A 23641-nucleotide genomic window follows, 5' to 3' on the forward strand; every position below is an offset into this window, starting at 1 on the left:
GCCGCGGGCTTAGAACTGGTAATCCACCTGGGCCAGCAAGGTGCGGCCAGGCATGGGTTGCAAAAACGTATTGGTGGAACCGGCCAGGCCGCTGACGAAGTTCAGCTCGTTGGTCAGGTTGAGCACGCGCAGGGTGGTGCTCCACTGCGGCTGGCGGTAATACACGGCAAGGTCGAGGTTGTATTCGTCGGGGATCTTCACGGTCTTGCTCAGGTTCAGGTACCAGCTGCTGGTCCACCAGCCGGAAAGCTCCGCGCCAAAACCTGAGTCGAAGCGATAGTCGACATACCCGCTGGCGGTGTACTCGGGAATCTGCACCGCGTCGAAGCGCCCGGACGGCCGCTGGTTGAGGCTGTTGTTGTCGCCGAACACCGTGCCGTTGTCGGGTATGAACCCCGCCGAGGCAAAACCGGCCTGGGAGGCAAATTCGTTGTAGGCGGTGAGTTTGGAAAGGTTCAGTGCCGTGCGCAGGTGATCATCGGGCTGGTAGCGAATGGTCGACTCCACGCCCTTGATCACCAGTCGGGCAATGTTGTTGTTGCTGTCGGGTGACTGATCCCGTTCCTGCTTGAACGCTGCCAGGGTCATGAACAGTTCGTTGGGCACGGCTTCGACTTTCAACCCCACTTCGTGCAGCACGCTGAGGCTTTCGAACGCCAGCGGGTTGAGCAGGTTGGCGCCGGCACCACTGCCCCAGCCCAGGCCGTTGGAGAAGAACCCGGTGTTGACCGCCAACGAGCGATCGAAGGTGTAGTACAGCGTGCTGTTTTCGGTCGGCTTTACGTATGGGCTGACCTGAAAGGCGAACAGCCGGTAGTTGTCACTGTCCTTGCGCGGGTTGCCGCCGGCGAGCACGAACGGGTTTTCGATTTCGGCATCGATCCAGCTGCGGCTGGCGCCGATGTTCAGGCCGACGCGCTCACCCAATCGCAGGTTGTGCTGGGTGAACAACGTCCGCGTGGACCAGGTACTTTCAGCGGTGTAAGGCGCGACAGATTCGGCGTACAGCCCGTGACCGGCCGGGTACATCGGGGGCAGATTCAGCCAACCATAGAAGTTGGAGAATTGCGACACGCCGGGCTGGCCAATCCAGGCAGCATTGCCACCGGCGGGATTGGAACCGGTCAGCCCCAGCAGATCCCCCGGATTTTTGCCCGAAGGGTCCTGCGTCAGGTCATAGGCGTTGATGGTCGAGCCGAAACTGTTGTTGGCGGCGATCGACTGGTTGAACTCGCGGCGGTAGATCAGCCCGGTATTGCTGTCATCACGCAGGGTCAAGCCGCCCAACTGCACTTCGTTGCGCGAGCGGAACTCGAAGCGGTTATCGAAAATATTGTCCTTGGACTGCACCTGGAAAGAACCGACGGCGTCGGTCATGTCCCGTGAGCGTTGGTAAAACGTGTTGTTGGCCAGGGTGATGGTGGGGGTCAGATCGGCTTCTACCCGCAGTTGCGTGGTGAAGCGCCGGGAGGTGTTTTCATCCTCGTCGCGCTGGCCGGTTTGGGACGATAGCGAGGTCAGGCCGTTGCCCGCCAGCGACGGGTCATACACCCAGCCACGCAGGCTGCCGGGGTTGCTTTGGGTGTTTGGGGAAGCTGACTGAAAACTGCCATCGACCACGCTGTATTGGCCCTGGGCGTTACGTTGGCGTTTGACCCAGCCCAGGGTCGGCGCATCAGCCGCACCGGAAGCGAGTACCGGCGACCACAGGGTGTTGCCGTTCTGGATGATCGGCGTGGCCCGTCCGGCGTAATACTTGCCGTGGTCGACCAACGCCTGGTTGGCGCGGTTCCAGCCGTGGGTGATGTTGTAGTCGTAGTAGTCGTCGTAACTGGCATTCCAGTCGACGCGCACGTTGTCATTGCGCCAGGCGAGGGCGCCGTAGAAGGCGTCGAAGTTGTTGTCGACGTTGTCGTAGTAATCCTCCTGGCGCTGCTTGGTAATGCTGATCCGGTAGGCGAGATTGTCACTCAGCGGGCCGGTGTTATCGACGCTGAATTTGCTCGAGTCACGGGATTCGCCGTCGGGTACCCAGGTGCCCAACTCACCGCTGAGCCGGGTCTTGAACTCGCTGAAATTGGGTTTCTTGCTCAGGTAGTTGACGTAGCCACCACTGCCGGACACCGAGCCATAGGTGACGGATGACGGACCGGCGACGATGTCGGCGCCTTCATAGGCGTTGAAGTTGGCCGGGTGGCGCACACCGTACGCGCGCTGGCCGTCCTGGAAGACTTCAGAGCCCTGGGCGCGAAATTGCGGCGCGATCCCGGCGTTCTGGCCGCCACCACGGGTGATGCCCGGCGCGTATTTGACCAGGTCGTCGGCGCTGCGGATCGGGTCGTTGGCCAGTTGCTCGGCATTGACCTGAGTGATCGAGCGCGGGGTGTCGAGCACCTTGGTTTCGATTCCGCCGTAGATCGAAGACTCCGGCCGGGTGGGCAGGGCGTCATCGTCGGAATCGCTGGCGCTGGCCTGGACAGTGACGGTTTGCAGTTGGGTGTCGGCGGCGAAGGTTGGTAGCGAAAATGTCGACACCACCGCCATAGCCAGGGCGGAGCGTTTTACAGGCAAACGAAAGGCGATAGAGGGCATGACGAATGAGCCTCGCAACAAAAAAAATGGGTATGGCGATGTCCCTGACACCCGGCAAAACCCCGTGGGAGCTGGCCTGCCGGCGATGACGTCGTAACGTTCACCGCCACCATCGCCGGAACGCCGCCCGCAGCAGGGCGGCTCCCACAGGTCGCGGTGTGTCAGGCCGTGTCTTTCAACCAGAGCTTTTCAAAGCGCCAGGTGCTGAACAGCGACTCCTCGGCCGCCGCGCCGCCTACGCGGTTGGCCACGCTATCGAGCAGATCGGCGTAACCCCAGATCAACAGGCCGCCGCGCTCGTACTGGATTTGCTGCACCTGATGCACCAGGGTCCTGCGTTTTTCCAGGTCGGGTTGGGCCATGGCCGCCAGGAACAGCTCACTGAACTGCGGGTCGTGGAAGTGGGTCTTGTTTGACACGGCAAATGGCGCGTCGGTATGGATCGCACTGGCCAGGAACGGTGCGCCGATGCTGCCGCCGGTACTCAAGGTCCAGTCGTTGCGCTGCGGGCCCTGGAAAGTGGCCAGGTCGACCTGCTTGACCTTGAGGGTCACGCCAATGCGCTTGGCCTGTTCCGCCAGCACCAGCGCTGACGTCAGTCCCGGACCGGGTGTCGTCACCAGTTCCAGTTCAAGGTTTTCATGCCCGGCTTCCTTGAGCAGTTGCGCCGCCCGTTGCGGGTCGTGGGCACGCGGTCCAAGGCCATGGTTGAACGTCGGATCGCTCGGGGCATACAGGTCGTTGGCGACCCGGCCCTGACCATTGAGCGCCCGGCGCACCAGTTCCTCCCGATCAGCCAACAGACGAAACGCCTCGCGTACCCGTGGATCGTTGAACGGTGGTTTGTCGAGGTTCATGTCGAACGACAGCCAGTTGCCGGTCACCGATTTGAGCACCCTCAGCCGAGGATCGCGCTGCAGCACTTCCAGCTGTTCGGTGGGCATCACGTTGGCCATGTCGATCTGTCCGGAACGCAGGGCGGCCAGGCGCGAGACCTGATCCTTGAAGTCGATGATCTCCAGCTCGTCGGCGTAGGGTTTGCCGTCCTTGTAGTAGTTCTCGAACCGCGTGAACAACGAACGCTGGCCGGGGGTGAAGCTTTTCAGTTTGTAGGGGCCGGCGCCCACCGGGTTGTTGACCGGGTGATAGTCCACCGGCACGATGCCGCCAAAATTGACCCAGGTTTCCGCCAACGGCATGTAGCTGCGGCCTTCGCGAAAGTTCAGGCGTACGGTGCGCGAATCGAGCTTGACCAGGTTGTCGCGGTCCACCCAGTGCAGCAGCGCGGCATAGGGCGATGCCAGTTGCGGGTCGGTCAGGCGGCGGATGGAGAAGATCAGGTCATCGGCGTCGATGGTCTTGCCATGGTGAAATTCCAGGTCTGGACGCAGGCGAAGCGTCCAGCTGCTGGCATCGGCATTCGGCTCGGCGAATTCCGCCAGGGCCAGGCGCGGTTGCATCTGCTCGTCCCATTCCCACAGCTTGCTGTAGAGAGCAAAGCCGCGAACGATGCCGCTGCCGATGGGTTTGTGGGCGTCGAGGTTGCCGCTCTGGTTACCGTCGAGAATGCCCAGGCGCAGACGTCCGCCATACCGCGGTTGATCGTCGCCAATGGCGCTGGCGATCGGTTTTTCGCTACTCGGGCCGCAGCCGGCGAGCAGGCCGCCACCGAGCAGCAAGCCACCGCCCAGCAGCGCACTGTGGCCGAGAAAATCCCGGCGGCTGAATGATGAGTGATCGTCGCTCATGGCATCAGGCTCCGGCCGGGCCGTTGGCGGAGCGCAACTCCAGCGGCGCTTCTGACGGTCGACTCAATTGCACGCGTTCACTGCGAAAGTGCGGCAGGATGTGCTCGCCCAGGCGATAGGCTTCCTCCAGATGGGGGTAGCCGGCGAGGAAGAACAGATCGATGCCGATGGCGTTGTACTCGCGAATCCGCGCCACGACATTTTCGTAGCTGCCCACCAGCGCGCAGCCTGGTGGAATGCCGATGTAGCCGAAACCGGTCCAGACGTTGGGGTGGATGAAAAAGTCGTCGAAGCCTTGGGTCTCGGCTTTTTGCGCGAATTCATTTTCGTAGCTGAGTTTGCGCGCGGTGCGCAGCCCGGCATGGGCCGCCACAGCCTTGACCGCGCCCCTGGCGATGCCTTCATCGAAGAAGCGCTTGGCCTCGGTGCGGGCCAGTTCCTCGGTCTCGCGGGTAATGACATCGATCGACAAACCAAAACGAATGTCGGTGCGCCCATACTTCAACGCACGCGCGCGTATATCGGCAATCAGCGCGGCAATTTCGTCCGGGTGCTCAGCGCGCATCAGGTAGAAGTCGGCGTGCCTGGCCGCGAACTCCCGGGCCGGGATCGATGAGCCCGCCGTGCAGATCAGTGGCAGCTCGGCCTTTTTCAACGGCCCGCGCAAACCACCGCCTTCGGCTTTGTAGAACTTGCCCTCGTAGTGGAAGTTCTCGTTGTGCCAATAACCCTTGACCACGTCCATGAACTCGATGGCCCGTTCATAGCGCTCATCGTGATCGCTGAAGTCGCCGACCTGGCGCTGAATCGCGTCCGAGCCGCCGTTGATGATGTTCCAGACCAACCGGTTGCCGGTGGCGCGCTGATAAGTCGCGGCTTGCTGCACCGCCACCCACGGCGTGTAGTGATAGGGCTGGAACGCCGTGACGAATTTCAGCGTTCGGGTTTCCCGTGCCAGCAACGAGCAGACCGTCCACGGCTCTTCGCCGGAGGGGGCGTTGACCATCAGCGCGCCACCGAAGCCGTTGATTTCCGCGGCTTTGGCGATCTGTCCCAGGTAATCGATGTAAGTGAAGTGGTCACCGACGCTGAAGGCCGAGACAGCGCCGGTGCTCGGGCCGCCACGGTGCCAGTCGCCACGGTTGCGCGGGTCGCCGGGGAGGAACTGGGTTTCGCCATGCAGGGGCAGGCGGGTGAAGAATTCAATGCTCATGTCGAGGGCTCCGTCTCACTGCACGCTGGGATTGCAGATCGGGGTGATCGGCTGGTCGTTGATGACCTTGTGGGCGAACGGCACCGAGTCCTTGAGGGAGGCGTTGACGGTTTCGCTGTGGCCCAACCCTTTGTAGAGATGGCCCTCAACCACCGAGCCGGTCTTGCAGGCGTCCTGCATCAGCGCGACCTGGGTCGAGGCGGCCGGGGTCTTGTCTTCGGCACCGGTGCCGATGAATATCGGTTGGGCCAGTTTCAATGTCGGGTAGGACACCTGTTTCTGCCACGCCGCGAGCTGGTCGCCCTGGTAGTCTTTTTTTGCATTGGCCGGTGTCAGGCCGACGCCCACCACATCGCTGACCAGCGCCGCCAGGCAACTGGTGCGGGCCTGCTCGAACAGTGGCAAGGCCTTGTCGGTGTAGAAGTCCTTGGGGTTGATACTCGGGTCATACTGCTGGGCTGCCAGCAAGGTGTAGAAGCCGTAGGCGAGTGACGCGTCGACCTTGTTGACGTCCTGTTCACCGACGTTTTTCGCACCCACGGTGTAGATCACGCCGGTGCCGATGCTGCCTTTGACGCCGAGGTCGGGCGCATAAGTCGGCGCGTAGGCGGCGGAGGCGAACGCGCCCGCGCCTCCTTGGGACTGCCCGACGATCAGCACTTTGTTGGCCAGCCCCGGAACTCCGGCGACCACGGCTTTGGCCGCATCGAGGATGCCGTAGGCCGCCATGCGATTGTTCAGCAACGGATGGCCACCGGGAACGCCAAGGCCCTGATAGTCGGTGGCGACAATGGCATAACCTTCGTCCAGCCAGCGGCTGAGGTATTGCACGTCACGATAGGAGCGACCTTGCCAGGACGGCGCGCAAACATCCGCGACACCGACGGTGCCATGGCCCCAACTGGCCACCGGCCAACCACCGGCCGGCGCCTTGCCCTTGGGCAGGAACAGCGTGCCCGAGACCACGATCGGGGTCTTGTTGTCGATGCCGTCGGTGGAGCTGTAGAGAATCCGCTGGGCGCTGGCGGCGTTGGGCAGGCTAAGGGTCTTGTCCAACGGCTCGCTGCGCAGCAGTTTGCCCGGTGTGGTCGGGATCACGTCTTGCCAGGTGTAGAACGCCGAGACTCGGCCGTCGCCTTGCAGCGGATCGGGTTTGGGTGCATGCACGCCGGCGGCCATGGCGTTCAAGGACAGCGCCAGGACGCTCAGCCCGAAGACGAATTTTTGCGGCAGTTTCATCTGGATTTCCCTATTCATGGAGGGTGCTGACCTGGCCACGCAGGGCCGGCCAGTAGTCGGTGAGCTTCAGATCGATCAGCGCCTGGTTGGTGAAACCGGTGGCCAGCGATGGGGTGATGTCGTAGTTGTCGCGGATAAGGTGATTAGCCAGGGCGTAGGCTGTCAGCGCCTGGTAGTGGGCCTTGAGTTGCTGGTCGCTTTTGGGCGCCCAACGATCTTTCCAGGCCACGGGATCGTTCTGGTCGTCGCGGCGCAACACGCTTTCAGCGGTGCCGGCGCGGGAGGAGAGTTGGTAGTACGCGTCCTGATTCTGCTCCTGGGAGATCCACCAGGCAGCCTTGACCCAGGCAGTGGCCAGCAATTGAGTCAGGTCCGGGTGTTGCTGGACAAAAAGGTCGGTGCCCCACAGGTCGGAGACCAGGCGCCAGTCGTTGGCGCCTTGTTTGGTCGACCAGATGATCTTGCCTACGCCTTTGTCTTCCAGGGCATAGGCTTCGCTGAGCAGCACCGCCGCGTCGACTTTACCGGCGGACACGGCTGCCGCGCCGACCTGCGGGTTGAGGTTGGCGATCTTGAAATCATCGAGCTTGAGGCTTTTGCTTGCGAGGAAGTTACTGAAGGCAAATTCCCAGGGGCGACCGCGGTGCAGGGCCACGCGCTTGCCCTTGAGGTCTTCGATGATCTTGGCCTCGGAGCCTGCCGGTACCACCAGGTAGATGTTGTTACCGCTACCACCGGGCACGATCAGCTTGCCCGGCACACCACCCGCACCGGCGATGACGGAAGGCAGGTCGCCGCGCACGGCAAAGTCGATGCTGTTGTTGCTGAAGCCTTCGTTGATCTGCGGACCGGCGCCGGCGTGGGGCAGGGCGATCCACTCCAGCTTGATGTCGCGCTGGCTCAGTTGTTGTTCAAGCCAGCCGTCCTCGATCACTCGCCCGGCGATCCCGCCAAATACCGGTTTGCCACCTTGGGTGTAGGCGACAATGGCGATCTTCACCGCGGTCGGAGCCTGTTCGGCCAGTGCGATGGCACTGAGCAGTAAGCCGGTCAATGCGACCAGGCCGTTGCGCCAGAAACTTTTCATTGAAATCTCCCTGTGTGGCTATTTGGCAAACACGCCCAGGGAGAGAGCAGATTGCATGCCACTGCGCGCAAAAACGTCTGCAGGCCTTGCGCGGCGGGGCTTTCGAGGAAGTGAGCGAGCGTGGTAAGCCAGGCTGGGTGCTGATCTGTCAGCAGGGTGATGCTTGCCCATTGCTGCTCCAGCAACAGGGCAGGAACAGTTCAATGGCTTATTCGTATTGGGAATATATAAATACTAATTAATAATTTTTTAGTCTATATATCTTCGTGCACTATTGAGCACGCGCTTTTACTGCCAGGAATGCACCATGTCGCTGATCACACATCCAAACGCCCGCGAATTGACCAAATCGGTGCGGGCCACCGTTCTGGTGTTCAAGGACCCGCGCTCACAGGAGTTGCTCAGTAGAATCGAGCGCCTGGCGCCCAGCGAAGCCAATACGTTGATCATCGGCGAAACCGGTACCGGCAAGGAGCTGGTCGCCCGCCACATCCACCACTTGAGCCGCCGCGGGCGTGAGCCCTTTGTGGCGGTCAATTGCGGTGCCTTTGCCGAAACCCTGGTGGAAAGCGAGTTGTTCGGGCATGAGAAAGGCGCATTCACGGGTGCCACGACCACCAAGGCCGGTTGGTTCGAGGCGGCCAATGGCGGCACGCTGTTTCTCGATGAAATCGGCGATCTGCCACTGAACATGCAGGTCAAGCTGCTGCGGGTATTGCAGGAGCGAGAGGTGGTGCGCCTGGGTTCGCGTACGCCGATTCCGATCAACGTACGACTGGTCGCCGCGACCAACGTCAACCTTGCCGATGCAGTCGTTGCCGGGCATTTTCGCGAGGACCTGTTCTACCGTCTGCACGTCGCCACGATTCGCCTGCCGCCCTTGCGCGAACGGCCGGGCGACATCCTGCCACTGGCCGAGTTTTTCCTTGAGGAGCACTGCCAGCGCCTGGGTTACAACCGCGCCTCATTGAGTGTCGAGGCGGAGCGAAAACTGCTGGAACACAGTTGGCCGGGCAACATCCGCGAACTGGAAAACTCCATTCACCACGCCTTGCTGGTGTGCCGTAACCAGCGAGTCGCACCGGGGGACTTGCACCTGGTGGACATGCGCTCCTCAGGCATCCGCCATGAACAGGAGCAAACGGTTCAAACGAGTCATGCCATTGCCGGCCCGGTGGACCTGGAAACGGCGCTCAACGCGCTGTTCGAGCAGAACATTCCAGATCTCTACGAGCACATCGAGGAGACCATCTTTCGTGCGGCCTACCGTTTCTGCCATGGCAACCAATTGCAGACCGGACGACTGCTGAACATCAGCCGCAATATCGTGAGGGCTCGACTGGAAAAGATCGGAGAACTGAACAAGCCACTGTCGGTGGAGGAGTAATGTCGCAGCGACCCACCGCTGACCCCTGTGGGAGTGGGCTTGCCCGCGAAAGCGGTGTGTCAGTCGACATTGATGTTGAATGTGCCGTCCCCTTCGCGAGCAAGCCCGCTCCCACACTCGATCTCCAGTGAACACAAAGACTGTGTTCGCCGAGGATCAAATGTGGGAGCGGGCTTGCCCGCGAAAGCGGTGTGTCAGTCGACATTGATGTTGAATGTGCCGGCCCCTTCGCGAGCAAGCCCGCTCCCACACTCGATCTCCAGTGAACACAAAGACTGTGTTCGCCGAGGATCAAATGTGGGAGCGGGCTTGCCTGCGAAAGCGGTGTGTCAGTCGACATTGATGTTGAATGTGCCGGCCCCTTCGCGAGCAAGCCCGCTCCCACACTCGATCTCCAGTGAGCACAAAGACTGTGTTCGCCGAGGATCAAATGTGGGAGCGGGCTTGCCCGCGAAAGCGGTGTGTCAGTCGACGTTGATGTTGAATGTGCCGTCCCCTTCGCGAGCAAGCCCGCTCCCACACTCGATCTCCAGTGAGCACAAAGACTGAGTTCGAAGAGGATCAAATGTGGGAGCGGGCTTGCTCGCGAAAGCGGTGGATCAGGCCTGCAGATATTCCCGAGCCAACCTGCACGCCCGCTCAATCAACATCGGCGCCATCTCAATCGCCGTCGGCGTGCCCTGGCGGGTATGAATCCAGCCCAGGTAAGTGGTACCGCGCAGCATCAAAAACAGCGCCAGCGTCTGTCGATCCGCCTCGGTCAGCGGCTTGAGCGCGTGGTAACCCTCCAGCAACGCCGCCTTGATCTGTTCATAACGCGGGTCATCGAGACAGAAGTACAGGGCGGTGGCCAGCTCAAACATGTGCCAGCCGAACCCGGCGTCGTCGAAGTCGATCAGGCGCAACTGCGGGCCTTCGATCAGCAGGTTTTCCGGGACCAGGTCGGCGTGGATCATGCCGAAGTTGCCCAGGTGCCGGCCGTATTGCCGCAAGTCACGCCGGGCCGTGCGCCGGGCCTGTTGCAGCAGGTCCCGTTGCTCATCGCCCAGATGCTCCAGCTCCCAGAATCGCCCCCAGAACGGATTCGCCCCGATCAGGCCTTCCTCGTCCCAGGCATGCCGGACAAACTCGTCCGGCTGCTGCCAATCCGCCGAATGCAGATGAATGCGCGCCGCCATCTTGCCGGCCTCAGCAAACAGAAAGTCGATCTCGGTGTCGGCCTGCACCCCAGCCTCCGAGGTGCCGGCAGTAGCGCCCGGCAACCAGGCGAGCATGTCGACATGGCGTTGGCCGATCTCGACATGGCTCACTTCGATCAGGTGGCGCTGGTCCTGGGCGCGAATGATCTGCGGCACGGTAATCCCCGCGCTTTCCAGCGCTTCCATCCATTGCAGCTCGGAGCGCAGCGCCGCTTCGCAGTGATAGCCGTTGCGATGGATACGCAGGGCCACCCGTTGGCCGTCGTGGCGGCGGGCAGAGAACACCGCGTTCTCGCGGTATTTCACCAGTTCGATGTCGCCGAACTCACCCTCCCAGTGTTGCAGGGCGTGGCGAGCCAGATCGTGCAACCGGGCGACTTGCTGATCATGGTTCAGGGTATGGAATTCAGTCATGGCAGAGGCCTCAAATTGCGCTCAGGGCGTGGTCCAGGGTGTCGACGAACAGGTCCGCGTGCTCGCGGCTGAACACCAGCGGCGGGCGCAGCTTGAGAATGTTGTCGCCGGCGCCGATCTTGCTGATCAGCACGCCGTTCTCGCGCATGTCATTGACGACCTTGCGCGCTTCCAGCCCGGCGGGTTCCTTGCTGGCGTGGTCGCGCACCAGCTCCATGGCGAAGAACAGGCCCTTGCCACGCACGTCGCCGATGATCGAGTGTTTGCCTGCCAGCCCTTGCAGGCGTTGCTGGACGTAGGCGCCGACGTTTTGCGCGTTGCGCAGCAGTTGCTGATCCTCGATCACGTCCAGCACCGCCATGCCGACTGCCGCCGCGACGGGTGAGCCGCCAAAGGTGTTGAAGTACATGGCGTTGCGGCCGAAGGACTCGACCAGCGCTTTGTGCGTGATCAGCCCCGCCAGCGGGTAGCCGTTGCCCATGGGTTTGCCCAGGGTGACGATGTCCGGCACGACGCCGTGGGCCTGATGGCCCCAGAGATGATCGCCGGTGCGGCCGAACCCCGATTGCACTTCATCGGCGATGAACAGGCCACCGGCGGCGCGGATCAACTCGGCGGCCTTGGCGACGAAACTCGCCGGCACCCGGGGCAAGCCTTCGTTGGCGAACAGGGTATCGATCAGCAACGCGGCCGGGCGAATGCCCTGGGCCTGCAGCGAAGCGATGGCGGCCGCGATGTTGGCCGCGTATTGCTCGGCCAGTTGCGTTTCGGTGGTGCCGGCCGGCGCGTGGTACAGGCACGGAATCGGCACGGCGCGGGCATGGGCGGCGAAGGGTTCCGGGGAGGGCAGGGCGGTGGTGACTTCGGCCAGCGACGCCGAGTTGCCGTGGTAGTTGTAGTCACTGACGATGATGCCGGTGCCGCCGCTGGCGTAGCGCGCCAGGCGCAGCGCCAGTTCGTTGGCCTCGGTGCCGGTGCAGGTGAACATCGCGGTGTCCAGCGGTTGGCCGAAGGTCGCGGTCAAGCGCTCGGCATAACGCACCACCTGCTCGTCGAGGTAGCGGGTGTGGATGTTCAGCGTGGTGGCCTGGCGGTGCATGGCGTCGGTCACGTGGGGGTTGCAGTGGCCGACGCAGGGCACGTTGTTATAGACGTCGAGGTATCGGCGCCCCTCGACGTCGAACAGCCACACGCCTTCACCGCGCACCAGGTGCAGGGGCTTGTCGTAGAACAGTGGCGAGGCGCTGCCGAGCACGCGGTGACGGCGTTGCAACAGGGTCGCTTCAGGCATGGTCTGGAACCTCGATGACAGGGCTGCGACGGGCGCGCAGCAGGAAGTTGAAAATGCACAGGACGAAGGTCACCCCGAGGGCGATCAGCATCAGCAGGTCGAGCTGGAAGCAGGCGGCGATCACCACCAGCGTCAGCGCCAGGCCCAGCCAGGCGACGACTGTGCCGCCGGCCAGGGTGAATGGGCGTGGCAGGTCCGGCTGGTTGCGCTTGATGCGCAGGTAGGCGCCGAAAATGAACAGGTAGCAGACGTTGAGCAGCAGGACCACGGCGAGCATCACGGTGGCCGGATCGACTTCCGAGAGCGGGAGGCCGATGGCGCCGATCAGCAACAGCGCCGGCCAGGGCGTGCCGCGCTTGCCGGTCTTGCCCAGCCACTGCGGGAACAGGCCGTCGCGTGCCATCGCGAACAACTGCCGGGAGGCCGCGTAAACCAGGGAGAAGAAGGTCGCGATCAAACCGAACACGCCGCCGCAGCCAATCACCTTGGCCAGCCACGAGTCCGCACCGAACGCGCTGTTGCTGGACATCGCCGCGTACAGCGGATCGCCCGCCGAGCCCACCAACTCGACACCGCCAGCGCCCGGTGCGCACACCAGCACCACCAACGCGGTGACCAACAGGGTGCCGATGGCGGCAAGAATGCCGCGTGGCATCGTACGGCCGGGGTTTTCAGCTTCCTCCGCCGCCGAACCGGTCTGCTCGACGGTGATGAACAGCCAGATCGCGAAAGGCAAGCAGGCGAAGACGCCGCCGAGGCTGACCGGGGTGGCGACATTGGCGGGCAATGCCAGCAGGTTGGCCAGTTCGACATGCGGCGCCATGGCCACGCCGAAGGTCAGCAGGGCGACGACGGCGATCACACCGGCAATGAACGTCAGGCCCATGGCCTCACCCACACCACGCAGGTGGATGCCGATGATCACTGCGAACAGGGCGATCTTCACCGGCCAGCCACCAAGCCCGAAAATCGACTCGGTGTAGGCACAAATGAAGGTCGCCGCCGCGCCGGTGCCGATGGTCAAGGCCAACGCACAAGCCACCCCGACCAGGTAACCCACGAACGGCCCGAAGGCACTTTGCGCATACACGAACACACCGCCGGCGCTGGGCAACGCGGTGGACAGTTCCGCCACACTCAACGCCAGCCCACCGCACAGCAGCGCCATCAACAAAGTGGCGACCAGCATGTTCAACCAACCACCGGCCGCCAGGCCAAAGTTCCAGCCGGAAAACTGCCCGGCCACCACCAACGCAATTCCAAGGCCGGCGATCTTTGGCCAGCCCAACGCACTTTTCTTGAGCACAAACGTCTCCCGCGGCCCGAGGGCCGATTTATTGTTTTAGTGAGGAATCGAGGGGTTCAGCGTTGCTTTACGCGCTTCGATACTACGCGTGGGGTGCGACGCGGCATGTTTGTGCGCATGCCAGGTGGTTGGTTGTGGGTGCCAGATTTCACCTGGCTCCGTGTGGCCACAGGAGTGCCATGAGCAAGCCTGCCCGGTATGGAAATATGCCTCCAGATTTGCGTTCCGGTACGGTCGTCATCGGCTGAGTGTCCCTGCCAATCGACCATCAAGGCTACCGTCTGTCGTATTTTTACGAGTGGAAAAGGCAAGTTCAAAAAGGATTTCATGGGGAAAGCAAGAAACTTCTTACTCCGTCCTACAGATGGCTATACCTCGCCGCTATTCGCCTTGTTTCAGTTTTCCGAAAACAATGTGGCGAATTTTTAAGAAGTTAAATAAAAATATTAATTAGATGTGGTTTTTTAAACTTAAAACCAACAGAAATAACCCTTTCTGCCTCTGTACGAAATTTCCTGAGAGATTGAATGAATTTTCCTGCATGCAGACAACTCAGTCTCTTGCGTTCAGTTCTCGAAGCTATTAGAAATAAAGGCGTCACCAAATACCGGTGGCACTTTCTCTAACAGCGAGTAATTAATTATGAACACTGAAAATCTTGGTGAGATTCTTTACTTTGGAGATGAGTTTGACTATGGCTTATGCCCACACATGGCTGGAGGCTCAGGTGGTCAAGGCGGATGTGGGGGAAGCGGAGGATGCGGAGGTGGCGGCGGTTGTAGTGGCGGGAGCGGGGGTAGCGGCGGGTGTGGAGGGAATAATATAACCACACCAATATCATCCGATAACGATTAAAAAACCAAAAAACTATGGCTTTTCTGGTATTTACCAGAAAAGCCATTTTGAGGGATTTTATGATGTTGACTATACAAAGCTACGACATACTAAATTTTCCTACTGATAGTTTGATTGTTTCAAGACGGGGCGTGTCAAAGATAAGCTCGCCCGATTTGTTGGCAGCGTTAACGAAATTGAAAAAATACACAAACATTTCAAAGGTCGAATTCGACAAAATACTGATGGAGCACGGCTTGAATCCGGAGTGCGCTTATGAGTTTTTAGAAAAAGCACTTTCCATTAAGGATTGCACCAACTTGTACTTCGAAAAAACGATAGTGGCTCATGATTGGGGTAAGGACAACGACCTGGAAAAACTACTAAAAAGTGAAATAAATACGCCGTTGGAAATAAGCGAAATCTCAAGTTCGCTCACAGATGTCGTTTCAAATAAAAAATACTACATTGTTATCATGTGTGTTAACTATGATTATGATCTTCTGAAAAAACTATACTTTGATCTAGTAGTTGCGGCGCCTGAAAGTGCGATTAGCGTCTGCTATTGTGTGGGTGGTTCTTATTGCATTAGTCAGCCATATTTGCCGAAGGTCGGAAATCCGTGTCATTTTTGCAGTGTGGATAGGCTTATGAACTACGAGGATTATCAAAGTAGCAGGAACGCCTGGTCAAAGCTCGTTCAATTTTGCAGAAATAAACACGTTGCAGTACCTGCAAGTCCGTTGAATGTTCTTCAGCGCTCACTATTGGTCGGAGCGTTGATTAGGAAGATAAAACTGCTGACGAGTTCCGACAGCGACTTTCGCTATCAGGACAACATTCTGCAAGAGACGCATATTGACTTTGCTAGTAATTTGGTGAGAGAAGCTTCGGCTGCCCATTGGAATATGTGCGACTGCTTGAGGATGCAAAAATGAAGTACATTCCTCATGATTACTATCTTAGATTCATGGATTCGAATGTTCATGCAGAGACTTTAGCTTTTCATGCAAGGGGGAACTATACAATTCATGATGCCTTCAGGCACGCTACTCGTCTGCACAATATCAGTGATAAGGATCTTTCTCAGTTGACTGGGAACGAGTTGCGACTTTATCCAGATATGGATTTAACCTTACCTATAAACATTAAGGATAAAACTATTCCGGCTATTTGTCGTAATGAGTCGTGTGAAATCTTCTCGGACAAATCTATAGATTTCTCTAGAATCGAAAAGTTGGTGTCCCCGCTTCTGTGCCCAAAAAAAGATAGCTATAAGAGGGGGTACCCAAGTGGCGGTGCGCTATACCCCGCTGAAATATTTATCTGTTCGCTTATGAATGACAGCGAAAGTTGGCCGTGCCCTGAGAAAGTTTTACACCTCCTACCTAAGTCAAAAGAGTTTGAAGTGGTTCAGGGCACACATGACGTCGAAGACCTGAAAAAAGCAATCTTGTCTGCTCCAGGCATCATTGGTACACCTAGTGTCGCAATAATTTATGCTGTATATATCCCTAAAACTTTATTCAAGTATAGATGTAGAGGATATCGACTTGCATTAATGGAGGTCGGCTCAATTTATATGTTGATCGAATTGCAAGCAAAAAACCTAGGCTTGCGGTGCAGGTTATGGTCAGCATATACCGATACGATGGTGTGTAAAGCAATTGGTCTTAACCCAACAATTTTCTTCCCGATGTGCGTACACTTTATTGGTGAGCAGCATGATCCTGAATAATTCCAGTCACTACTCAATATTACCTGGTACGCTTATTTGTCAACCATCGTGTGTATTGTCTTTCCCGTCATCGGTCGAAGTGGAGGATTCTTGGTTAAATGGAGGGTCTGGTGTAGGAGATGGTTCCTCATCTATAAAAGCGGCGATAGGGGAATATTTTGAAAGACGTCACTTCTACATGGAGGTGATGCCGAATGTTGTTGGAAATATCAATCATTCGCTGACGAGCGTGGAAGCTGAAAAATTTGTCTTTGCGTTCTCTCAAACGAATGATAATGACTTGACCTCCGCACAGCTCTTCAGCCATTCATATAATTTAACCAAGGTTTCTCGTACGTCGGACTTTTCCATTTGCCACATACCCACTGCGTGTATTTCTCTAAATTATCATAAGATCGAAAGCGAAAATCCAATATACCCGCTTCGAGATACTTGTGGTTGTAGCTTTCACTGGTGTTTTGAAAGTGCGAGTTTTGGAGCAATCAAAGAATCTTTGGAAAGGCAGTTTTTGTCTAGATTTTGGCTCACAAGAGAATGCCGAAGCTTGATTGCCGATCAAAATGTCAAAGAGGCGTTATTTGGGAGTGGTGCTAAATCTCTGTACGAGGCACTTAATAAATCAGGTGAGCTTTCGGTCATGGATATATCCGATCCTGACTATCCTGGTTTCTGCATATTGACCGTTTACGGTCAAAATAATAAACAGCGACATGTCCAGTATTGCGCAGGGATGTCGTATGCAAAAACGCTTGCTGGTGCACTTGAAAAATCAATATATGAGCTTTGGCAAACTTACAGGTTTATTGATTTGTTTCGGGCGACTGAGCGTGATATTGGCGAAGTAAAAGATCCATACTTGAAACATTTTCTGAACTGTAATACTTATGATACGTACGAGGAGATAACTCGTATAAAGCTTCGCGGTATGGCTATCACCGAATCTCGTTTTGACTTTAGCCTCTCAGGTCTTTTAGCTGCACTCAAGGTTCGGCGAATTGATGGCTATTTATATGTTAATTCACTCATTTTGAATGATAATATATACTTCTTCTGCAAGTTTGTTTCTCCGGATTTTTTTCTGCATATGAATAATTCCAAGGGGATAAATACTCATAATAAGTACTCTCAAGGTTTTGTCGATCAGATGGTTGTAGAGAGAAAAAATATTATGGTTCCATTTCCATGAAAGGGGGTGTTTATGCCAGTTTGCACTATCTCAAGGTCCCTTGCGCTTGCGTTGCTTTTTATAAAGGAGCAATTAAAGGAGCCTGTCGCGTTGTTTTGGATGATTATTTCCCCTGTAACGACTTACTACTTGCTTACTTATTCTAGAGGAGGGCTTTCTCCTTCGGGGGTGAGCTACATCGAAAGTACATCCTGGTTCTATGCTTATATTTCTTCAAGCGTCGCATTCTTTGGGTTTTCCTTTTATATCGTAGGCAGGCGGGAAAGTGGTTATATACGGTCATTCGTTTATACGTCAGACGCAAAGCTGATATTTATGGTGGCGCAGTTTTTAGCGTACTCACTGATTGCCTTGATTTACTGTGCCACTTTCTATGCGCTAACCTATTTTTCATTCGGATCTTTCAATCTGTCCGATCTCTTGCAAGTTATTTCTCGTTTCTATATTTGTTATATCCTGTTTGTCGTGCCAGGGATTTTGTTGGGGTTTCTGCCATTAAGTTTTCAAAATGCTAATACAATTTTTTCAATCGTGTCATTTTTAATGCTGGTTTTTGGTATTCTAAGTGCTGGTGGGTTGCACCCTGTAGTTGAGGCTGTCAATAAAGTTAATCCTCTATTTGTTGCGAATAAGCTTATGGTAGGAGGCTATGAAAAGTACTATATTTTAATTTTTTGGATTATTGGCTCGTTTGCAGCGATTTTTTTGTTGTCACTGCGATTTTTACGCATAAATCCCGTATGGAGTCGGTATTGATGAGTATTCTAGAAACCAAGTCCCTGTGTTTCGGGTATTCCGATAAAGTGCTATTCAATGATGCGTCTATCCAAGTAGTTCCGGGGAGCATTACCGGATTGCTGGGGCCAAACGGTTCTGGGAAAACTACTTTTTTCGATATTGTCTGCGGGCTAAAAAAAGTAAAGGAAGGGCAGGTTTTCAATAGATTTGCCTCCCAGGTCTATTTATCGCAAACGATCATGACGCCGCCAGTGCTGCGTATGTCCGATATATTTAGAATGACGACGTTGCTTTGTTCTTCGACCCGTACCTCGCAAGAGCAAGCGTTGAAGAAACTCACTGCCTGGAGTCCAGAGATAGTTCAGCGATATAAAGAGATCTGGTCAAAAAAATCTTCTGTTTGCAGTTATGGTGAGAAGCGTTGGTTTTTTACTCTTTCTTTGCTGGCCATAGAAGCGGATCTAGTGATACTGGATGAGCCAACCGCTGGCGTTGATCCTGAATTCAGGCATTATATTTGGAAGTGTCTACGTGGTGCGGCTAATGAGGGAGCGGCAATTCTAGTGTCGTCCCACAATGTCGAAGAGGTTGTGGGTAACTGTGACATCTTCTACATGATTAGCCAGCAACAGTTCAAACCGTTTAGCTCAGGTGGTGAGTTCGTGAGACGTTACGATGCAAGCAGTTTGGATGAAGCTTTTATCCGTGCGGCCGCGGAGCCTGTGCGCATAGCACGATAGGTGTTTAGGCATAAGTGTCAGTCATTTCGTGCCCGATGAACTGAACGAATTGAAGTTTTCAAAATCATTCGGCAGTTCAGCTTTCAGCAAAGAAAGCCCTAAGTCATATACCGGCCATAAGGGCGCCTTCACAGGCTCGCTTCTACAGGAATCTTCGACGAACACCGGTAAATCGTTCGACGCTGATCAGATATAGGTAGCTCGCCAGCGAAGTCGATTTTTCAGACAACTCCGTTGTTAAATCCGAAAACTCCCCACCAACTGATTCAACCTCGCCGCCTGCTGCTCCAGCTCCGTACAAGCCCGCAACGTCGCCTGCAGGTTCTCCACCCCTTGCTGGTTCAGCGTGTTGATCTGGGTGATGTCGACGTTCAAGGCCTCGACCACGGCGGTCTGTTCTTCGGTGGCGGCGGCGACGGACTGGTTGACGTTGTCGATCTCGCCGATGCGTTGGGTCACGCTGCTCAAGCGGGTGCCGGCGAGATTGGCGATGGTGACGCTTTCTTCGCTGTGTTGCTGGCTTTCGGTCATGGTGGTGACCGAGTCGCGGGCGCCCACTTGCAGCTCCTCGATCATTTGCTGGATCTCCAGTGCCGAGGTTTGGGTGCGGCCAGCGAGGCTGCGCACTTCGTCGGCAACCACGGCAAAGCCGCGGCCCGCTTCACCGGCACGTGCCGCTTCGATGGCGGCGTTGAGTGCCAGCAGGTTGGTCTGCTGGGAGATGCCCTTGATCACTTCGAGGATCTGCCCGATGTTCACGGTCTTGTCGTTGAGCACTTCGATGTTGCTGCACGACGCGCTGATCTTGCCGGACAGTTCGTTCATCACTTCTATCGTGCGCTGCACCACCTGGCGACCGTCTTCGGCTTGTTGTCGGGCGGAAGAAGCCTGCTGTGAGGCATCGGAGGCGTTATGCGCGATCTCCTGGGCAGCGGCGCCCAACTGGTTGATGGCGGCGGCGACGCTGTTGGTGCGGCTCGATTGATCGTCGAAATTGCTCAGGGACGAATTGGAGGCGTCCAGCACGCGGCGGGCACCTTCGTTGACGCCATGGGCCGCCGACGACACTTCGCGGATCGACTGGTGAATGCGCTCGACAAAACGGTTGAACGCCGTGGCCAACTGGCCGATTTCATCCCGCGATTGCACTTGCAGGCGCCGTGTCAGGTCGCCTTCGCCGAGGGAGATATCTTCCATGACCCGGGTCAGCACTTTTAGCGGCCGGGTGATGCGCTGTGCCGTGTAGCCCATCAGCAGCAGGCCGAGCAGGGCCGAGCCGCCACCGAGCAGCAGTTCCAGCGCAGTGCTTTGCATGCTTTTGGCATCGAGTTGTTTTTGCAGGGTGGTGACCGGTGCCAGCAATACGTCTTGTGGTACACCCACCAGCACACCCCAGGGCGCGGCACCGGCAATCGGCGGCAGCGGTTCGAGGACCTTGATCTGCTGCGGGTCGACAAACACCTTCGGCCGACCCTGGCGCAAGGCGTCCATCACCTGGGCGTTGTCCATCGGTTGGCCGAGGCGACTGATGTCCTGGCTGTTGGCGGAGATCACGCCACGGGGACTGACGATACTGATCTGGCCATGGCCGTCGAACAGCTGCAGCGCGCTGGCTTCGCTGTTCTTTTGCAACGCGGCGAGGTTGATGTCGAGGCCGACCACGGCGATGACTTTGCCGTTCTCCAGCAGCGGGAAGGCGACGCTGGTCACCAGTTTGCGACTGCCGGATGCCTCGTCGAAGTAGGGCTCCAGCACGCAGGCCTGGCGGGTGTCGCGGGCGCAGGTGTAGAAGGCGTTGTAGGGTGCGCCGCTGGGGCCCGGCTCGGTGTTGGCCAGCAGGCCTTCATCGCCGATCACCGCTTGCAGTTCGCCGGGGTTGCCCTGCACCCAGTACTGGGAGAAGCGTCCGGTTTCGTTGCTGCCCAGGTCCGGCTTGTCGGCGAAACCGGCGTCGGCGCCGTCCAGCGCGTCGGGTTCGAAAATGACGTAAAGCCCGAGCAGGTCGGGCTTGTCCATCAGGGCCTGTTGAAGCTGGGTACTCAGCTCGTGGCGCAGTTGTTGGCGGGTCAGGTTGCCCTGTTGCTGGAGTTGCCTCAGATACAACAGGTACCGCGATAATCCCTGGCCGTATTCGTGGGTCTGCATGAAGGTGCGTTGCACTTGCATGGCCTGCACTTTGCCCAGGGCCTGCATGTGTTCCTTGGCGGCATCGGCGAGCATGTCGCTGCTGGCCCGGGCCACTTGCTGGCTGCTTTGGTGCGTCTGGTAGAGCGACAGGCCCATCAGCAAGCCCACCACCAACACCAGGCAGAGGCCGGCGAGCAGGGTGATCTTGCTCTGTATCGTGAGAAATCTTTTGTGCATTGGAAACACCTTTTTCCCTGGAATGCATTGGCGCTGCCATCACGAACCTGTAGGAGCTGCCGCAGGCTGCGATCTTTTGACTTTCAAGATCAAAAGATCGCAGCCTGCGGCAGCTCCTACAGGGGCTCGAGATTAGAAAGTAGTGGCGAATATCAGCTGGCTGTAGAGGTTCTTGTCGTTGTTGCCCAACTGCGTGCCGCCCTGGTCGGCGCTCTTGTCCGGCTGGAACAGGCCCACCAGCGGCATCACCGTGAGGTGGTCGTTGAGGTGCCATTCGGCGTACAGGTCGACTTCGTGGCCATCGGTGTTGCCCAGGTCGCGGTCGATGGTGTCGAAGTTGAAGTACATCGCGCCGACGGTCAGGTTCTCCAGCGGCGAGACGGTGAACTTGAGTTGCTGGATGCGCGAGTTGCTGTTGAACGGGCCGGCGTAGTTGCCCGCCACTTCACCCTGGAACCAGGTGCCGAAGCCGCGGCTGAAGCCGTAGAACAGCGTGTCGTAGCCTTCCGAGAAACGGCTGTAGCGGTAGCCGGCATAGGGCGTCCAGGGTGCTTCGGAAAAGGTCCAGCCGGCTTCCAGGTACCAGGCATCCTCGGTGGCCGTGTGGGGTTTGTCCTGCTTGGCGTATTCGCCGGACAGGAACAGGTCCTTGACCCCGGCGTTGCCGGTGGCGCGCAGGCTGTAGGTCTTCATGCCGTCGCGCTCGAGCTGCGCGGGGGAGGCGTACTGCTCGTCGACGTCCGTGGTGTCGATGTAGGTCAGGCCGACGGTGCCAGCCTCGGACACGTGTTCCAGGGTGCCGACGTACATTTCGGTCATGGCCTGGGCGCGATTGTTGGACTTGAGCCACATCAGGTCACTGCGCCAGCCTTCCTTGCCGCCGATACGCAGCACTGCGGTTTCATCGAACGCCTTGCGCGCGGCCAGCCAGTAGGCGCCACCGCGATTGAACTCGCCGTCGGCCAGGCCTTTGCCCAGGTTCAGCGCATCGCCGTTGATCAGGAAACCGTCGCCGACCATGATGTTCTGGCGGCCGAACGACAGGTCGATACCGTCAGCGCCCAGCACCGGGAACAGGTCGCTCGAGCGCCAGCCGAGGTAGGCGTCTTCGAACTTGCTGGTGCGTTCCGAGCCGTCGGTGAAGCCGGCGGCATCACCGTCGCCCCAGGTGCCGGAGCTGAGCATGTTCGCCGCGCCGTACGCCGTGCCGACCCCCGCCAGGCCCTGGTCGAAGCTCAGGCCGTACTTGATGTAGCCCTCGCGCCACGACGACGAACCTTCGTCGAGTCGACCCGACAGGGCGTAGTTTTCCTGGCTGTGGAAAACGCCGAAAACCGCCTCCAGGGTGGCGTTCAGGTGACTGTCGTCAGTGGCGTAGAGTTCGTAGGCGTTCGCTTGGCCAGCACTGATCATCAGCGCCAGGGTCGAGAGGCGAAGCAAGGGGGACTTGGGCATGGTGTGGCATCCGTTCTTGTTCTTGAGCGCAGGTTTGCGTCCCGCCAGATACTAATGCCGGGATTTTTTGCGCCTTGTTGCCTCGGTGCCAAAGAGTTGGTTGTGCTTGCCAGATTGCAGGGCGGGGTGACAGTGCACAGGTCCGTGCACTGCTCGGGAAGGGGCGTTTTTCGATCTAACGAATTCGTCTCAGGTTCCTGGCCTTCAACTTGCGGAGCATGCCCATGACATCCCGCAGCACAGGAGTCCTGTCGAAGAGCGACAGTGCATGCAGGTCGGTGCGTGAGGGTCTTTGATAGCCAAGATTCCAGGTGAAGTAGTAGGCCTGCACGTCTTTGTTCGAATGAATGAGCGTATTGAGGGCCGCGTCATAGTGCATCGGACCGCCGTCCGGATGCCCCGGCGGACGCTCGAGGATCTGCAGCAGAAAGTCCCTCAGCCTGACAATGCATTTGCCGTTTACCGCATAGAAATGCGACAGGTGTATGGGTTGGTCGACCGCTTTCCAGGAGGGCGAACTGGAGTCGCCTTCAAACGGATGGCCGAAGTAGGCGATGTCCCACTCCATGCCTTGCAGGGACTCGATGGCCTGTTTGCCATACTCGCCAATGCGCCTGGAAAACTGAATGTCATCCTCCAGGATCAGGATGTTGCTTACGTTCAGGCGGATCGCCTCTTCCAGAATGCCCAAGTGACTCATGAAGCAGCCCCGGGCGCCGATGCTGGGGAAGCCATCGTCCTCACTGGGCGTCACCGCCTGGAAAAAGCTGACTTTTTCATGATCGAAGGGAAAACCGTTGCGCGCGAATTCTTCCACCGTTTCTACACGGCGATCCTTTCTCGACGAAATATTGATGATTCTGGCTCGATCAAAATAGTCGGTCACATTCATCCAGCAATTCCTCAGCGCAGGTGTTCAGGGCGGCTGGGTTGCAGTATAGGCAGAACTTTGAATGTCGCTTTGCCATCACCCGTCATGCCCATGCAGCAGTTTGGCAGAACCGCCAACACAACTGGCACGCAGGGCAAAACCTGCGAATCGCGCAGCACCGACAATCCCTCTCAACCTGCCGAACCCCGTCGCCTCGGCGCTTTCTGTGTTGACGTTCG

Annotated in this window: 17 protein-coding genes and 1 pseudogene; 6 read left to right on the plus strand and 12 right to left on the minus strand. The window is 57.8% G+C overall.

Features of this window, described 5'->3' with window-relative positions; translation table 11 throughout:
* Positions 1-9 precede the first annotated feature (9 nt).
* From NPS56_RS19860 to NPS56_RS19880, 5 genes are all read right to left on the minus strand, one after another.
* Positions 10-2592, minus strand: coding sequence for a TonB-dependent receptor plug domain-containing protein (locus NPS56_RS19860; protein WP_274076184.1), 2583 nt, complete (start codon positions 2590-2592; stop codon positions 10-12).
* Positions 2593-2753: 161 nt separating this feature from the next.
* On the minus strand, positions 2754-4340 hold the full coding sequence (locus tag NPS56_RS19865) for an ABC transporter substrate-binding protein (RefSeq protein ID WP_274076185.1): 1587 nt from the start codon (positions 4338-4340) through the stop codon (positions 2754-2756).
* A gap of 4 nt (positions 4341-4344) precedes the next feature.
* Positions 4345-5553: an LLM class flavin-dependent oxidoreductase gene (locus NPS56_RS19870; protein WP_274076186.1), complete on the minus strand. Its 1209-nt coding sequence runs from the start codon at positions 5551-5553 to the stop codon at positions 4345-4347.
* Positions 5554-5568: 15 nt separating this feature from the next.
* Positions 5569-6792, minus strand: a complete 1224-nt coding sequence (locus NPS56_RS19875; RefSeq protein WP_274076187.1) for a lipase family protein — start codon at positions 6790-6792, stop codon at positions 5569-5571.
* 10 nt (positions 6793-6802) lie between these two features.
* A complete protein-coding gene (locus NPS56_RS19880; protein WP_274076188.1) occupies positions 6803-7879 on the minus strand; it encodes an ABC transporter substrate-binding protein in 1077 nt (358 codons plus the stop codon).
* Between the two features lie 307 nt (positions 7880-8186).
* Between NPS56_RS19880 and NPS56_RS19885 the strand changes: the two genes are divergently transcribed.
* Positions 8187-9266 (plus strand): sigma-54 interaction domain-containing protein, encoded by a 1080-nt coding sequence (locus NPS56_RS19885; RefSeq protein WP_274076189.1) that lies wholly within the window; start codon positions 8187-8189, stop codon positions 9264-9266.
* A gap of 599 nt (positions 9267-9865) precedes the next feature.
* Here the strand turns inward: NPS56_RS19885 and NPS56_RS19890 are convergent.
* The 3 genes from NPS56_RS19890 to NPS56_RS19900 are packed head-to-tail and all read right to left on the minus strand — an operon-like array spanning position 9866 to position 13476.
* Complete coding sequence (locus tag NPS56_RS19890; protein WP_274076190.1) at positions 9866-10879, minus strand: phosphotransferase enzyme family protein; 1014 nt, start codon at positions 10877-10879, stop codon at positions 9866-9868.
* Between the two features lie 10 nt (positions 10880-10889).
* A complete protein-coding gene (locus NPS56_RS19895) occupies positions 10890-12170 on the minus strand; it encodes an aspartate aminotransferase family protein (protein WP_274076191.1) in 1281 nt (426 codons plus the stop codon).
* A complete protein-coding gene (locus NPS56_RS19900; RefSeq protein ID WP_274076192.1) occupies positions 12163-13476 on the minus strand; it encodes an amino acid permease in 1314 nt (437 codons plus the stop codon). Before NPS56_RS19900 ends, NPS56_RS19895 begins: the two co-directional genes overlap by 8 nt.
* Positions 13477-14393: 917 nt before the next feature.
* On the opposite strand from NPS56_RS19900, the gene NPS56_RS19905 reads away from it, so the two are divergent.
* Genes NPS56_RS19905 through NPS56_RS19925 form a run of 5 tightly spaced genes read left to right on the plus strand, consistent with a single transcriptional unit; the run spans position 14394 to position 18712 of the window.
* Positions 14394-15248: an McbB family protein gene (locus NPS56_RS19905; protein ID WP_274076193.1), complete on the plus strand. Its 855-nt coding sequence runs from the start codon at positions 14394-14396 to the stop codon at positions 15246-15248.
* Entirely contained in the window at positions 15245-16048 is an 804-nt protein-coding gene (locus NPS56_RS19910) for a SagB/ThcOx family dehydrogenase (protein ID WP_274076194.1), read from the plus strand. The genes NPS56_RS19905 and NPS56_RS19910 overlap by 4 nt, the downstream gene beginning before the upstream one ends.
* The gene (locus NPS56_RS19915; protein ID WP_274076195.1) at positions 16035-17234 is read left to right on the plus strand and encodes a YcaO-like family protein; all 1200 of its coding nucleotides are present in this window, start codon (positions 16035-16037) and stop codon (positions 17232-17234) included. Before NPS56_RS19910 ends, NPS56_RS19915 begins: the two co-directional genes overlap by 14 nt.
* Before the next feature lie 12 nt (positions 17235-17246).
* Entirely contained in the window at positions 17247-17990 is a 744-nt protein-coding gene (locus NPS56_RS19920) for an ABC transporter permease (RefSeq protein ID WP_274076196.1), read from the plus strand.
* Complete coding sequence (locus NPS56_RS19925) at positions 17990-18712, plus strand: ATP-binding cassette domain-containing protein (protein WP_274076197.1); 723 nt, start codon at positions 17990-17992, stop codon at positions 18710-18712. The genes NPS56_RS19920 and NPS56_RS19925 overlap by 1 nt, the downstream gene beginning before the upstream one ends.
* Before the next feature lie 237 nt (positions 18713-18949).
* Here the strand turns inward: NPS56_RS19925 and NPS56_RS31365 are convergent, their stop codons facing one another.
* From NPS56_RS31365 to NPS56_RS19940, 4 genes and pseudogenes are all read right to left on the minus strand, one after another.
* Entirely contained in the window at positions 18950-19780 is an 831-nt protein-coding gene (locus NPS56_RS31365) for a methyl-accepting chemotaxis protein (RefSeq protein WP_425313639.1), read from the minus strand.
* Between the two features lie 24 nt (positions 19781-19804).
* Positions 19805-21076 (minus strand): annotated as a pseudogene (locus NPS56_RS31370) (HAMP domain-containing protein); the annotation flags it as partial.
* Positions 21077-21208: 132 nt separating this feature from the next.
* Positions 21209-22531 (minus strand): hypothetical protein, encoded by a 1323-nt coding sequence (locus tag NPS56_RS19935; RefSeq protein WP_274076199.1) that lies wholly within the window; start codon positions 22529-22531, stop codon positions 21209-21211.
* A gap of 175 nt (positions 22532-22706) precedes the next feature.
* Entirely contained in the window at positions 22707-23423 is a 717-nt protein-coding gene (locus NPS56_RS19940) for a glycosyltransferase family 25 protein (RefSeq protein WP_274076200.1), read from the minus strand.
* Between the last annotated feature and the right edge of the window lie 218 nt (positions 23424-23641).

This window comes from Pseudomonas putida (assembly GCF_028682635.1).
Lineage (GTDB): Bacteria > Pseudomonadota > Gammaproteobacteria > Pseudomonadales > Pseudomonadaceae > Aquipseudomonas > Aquipseudomonas putida_AE.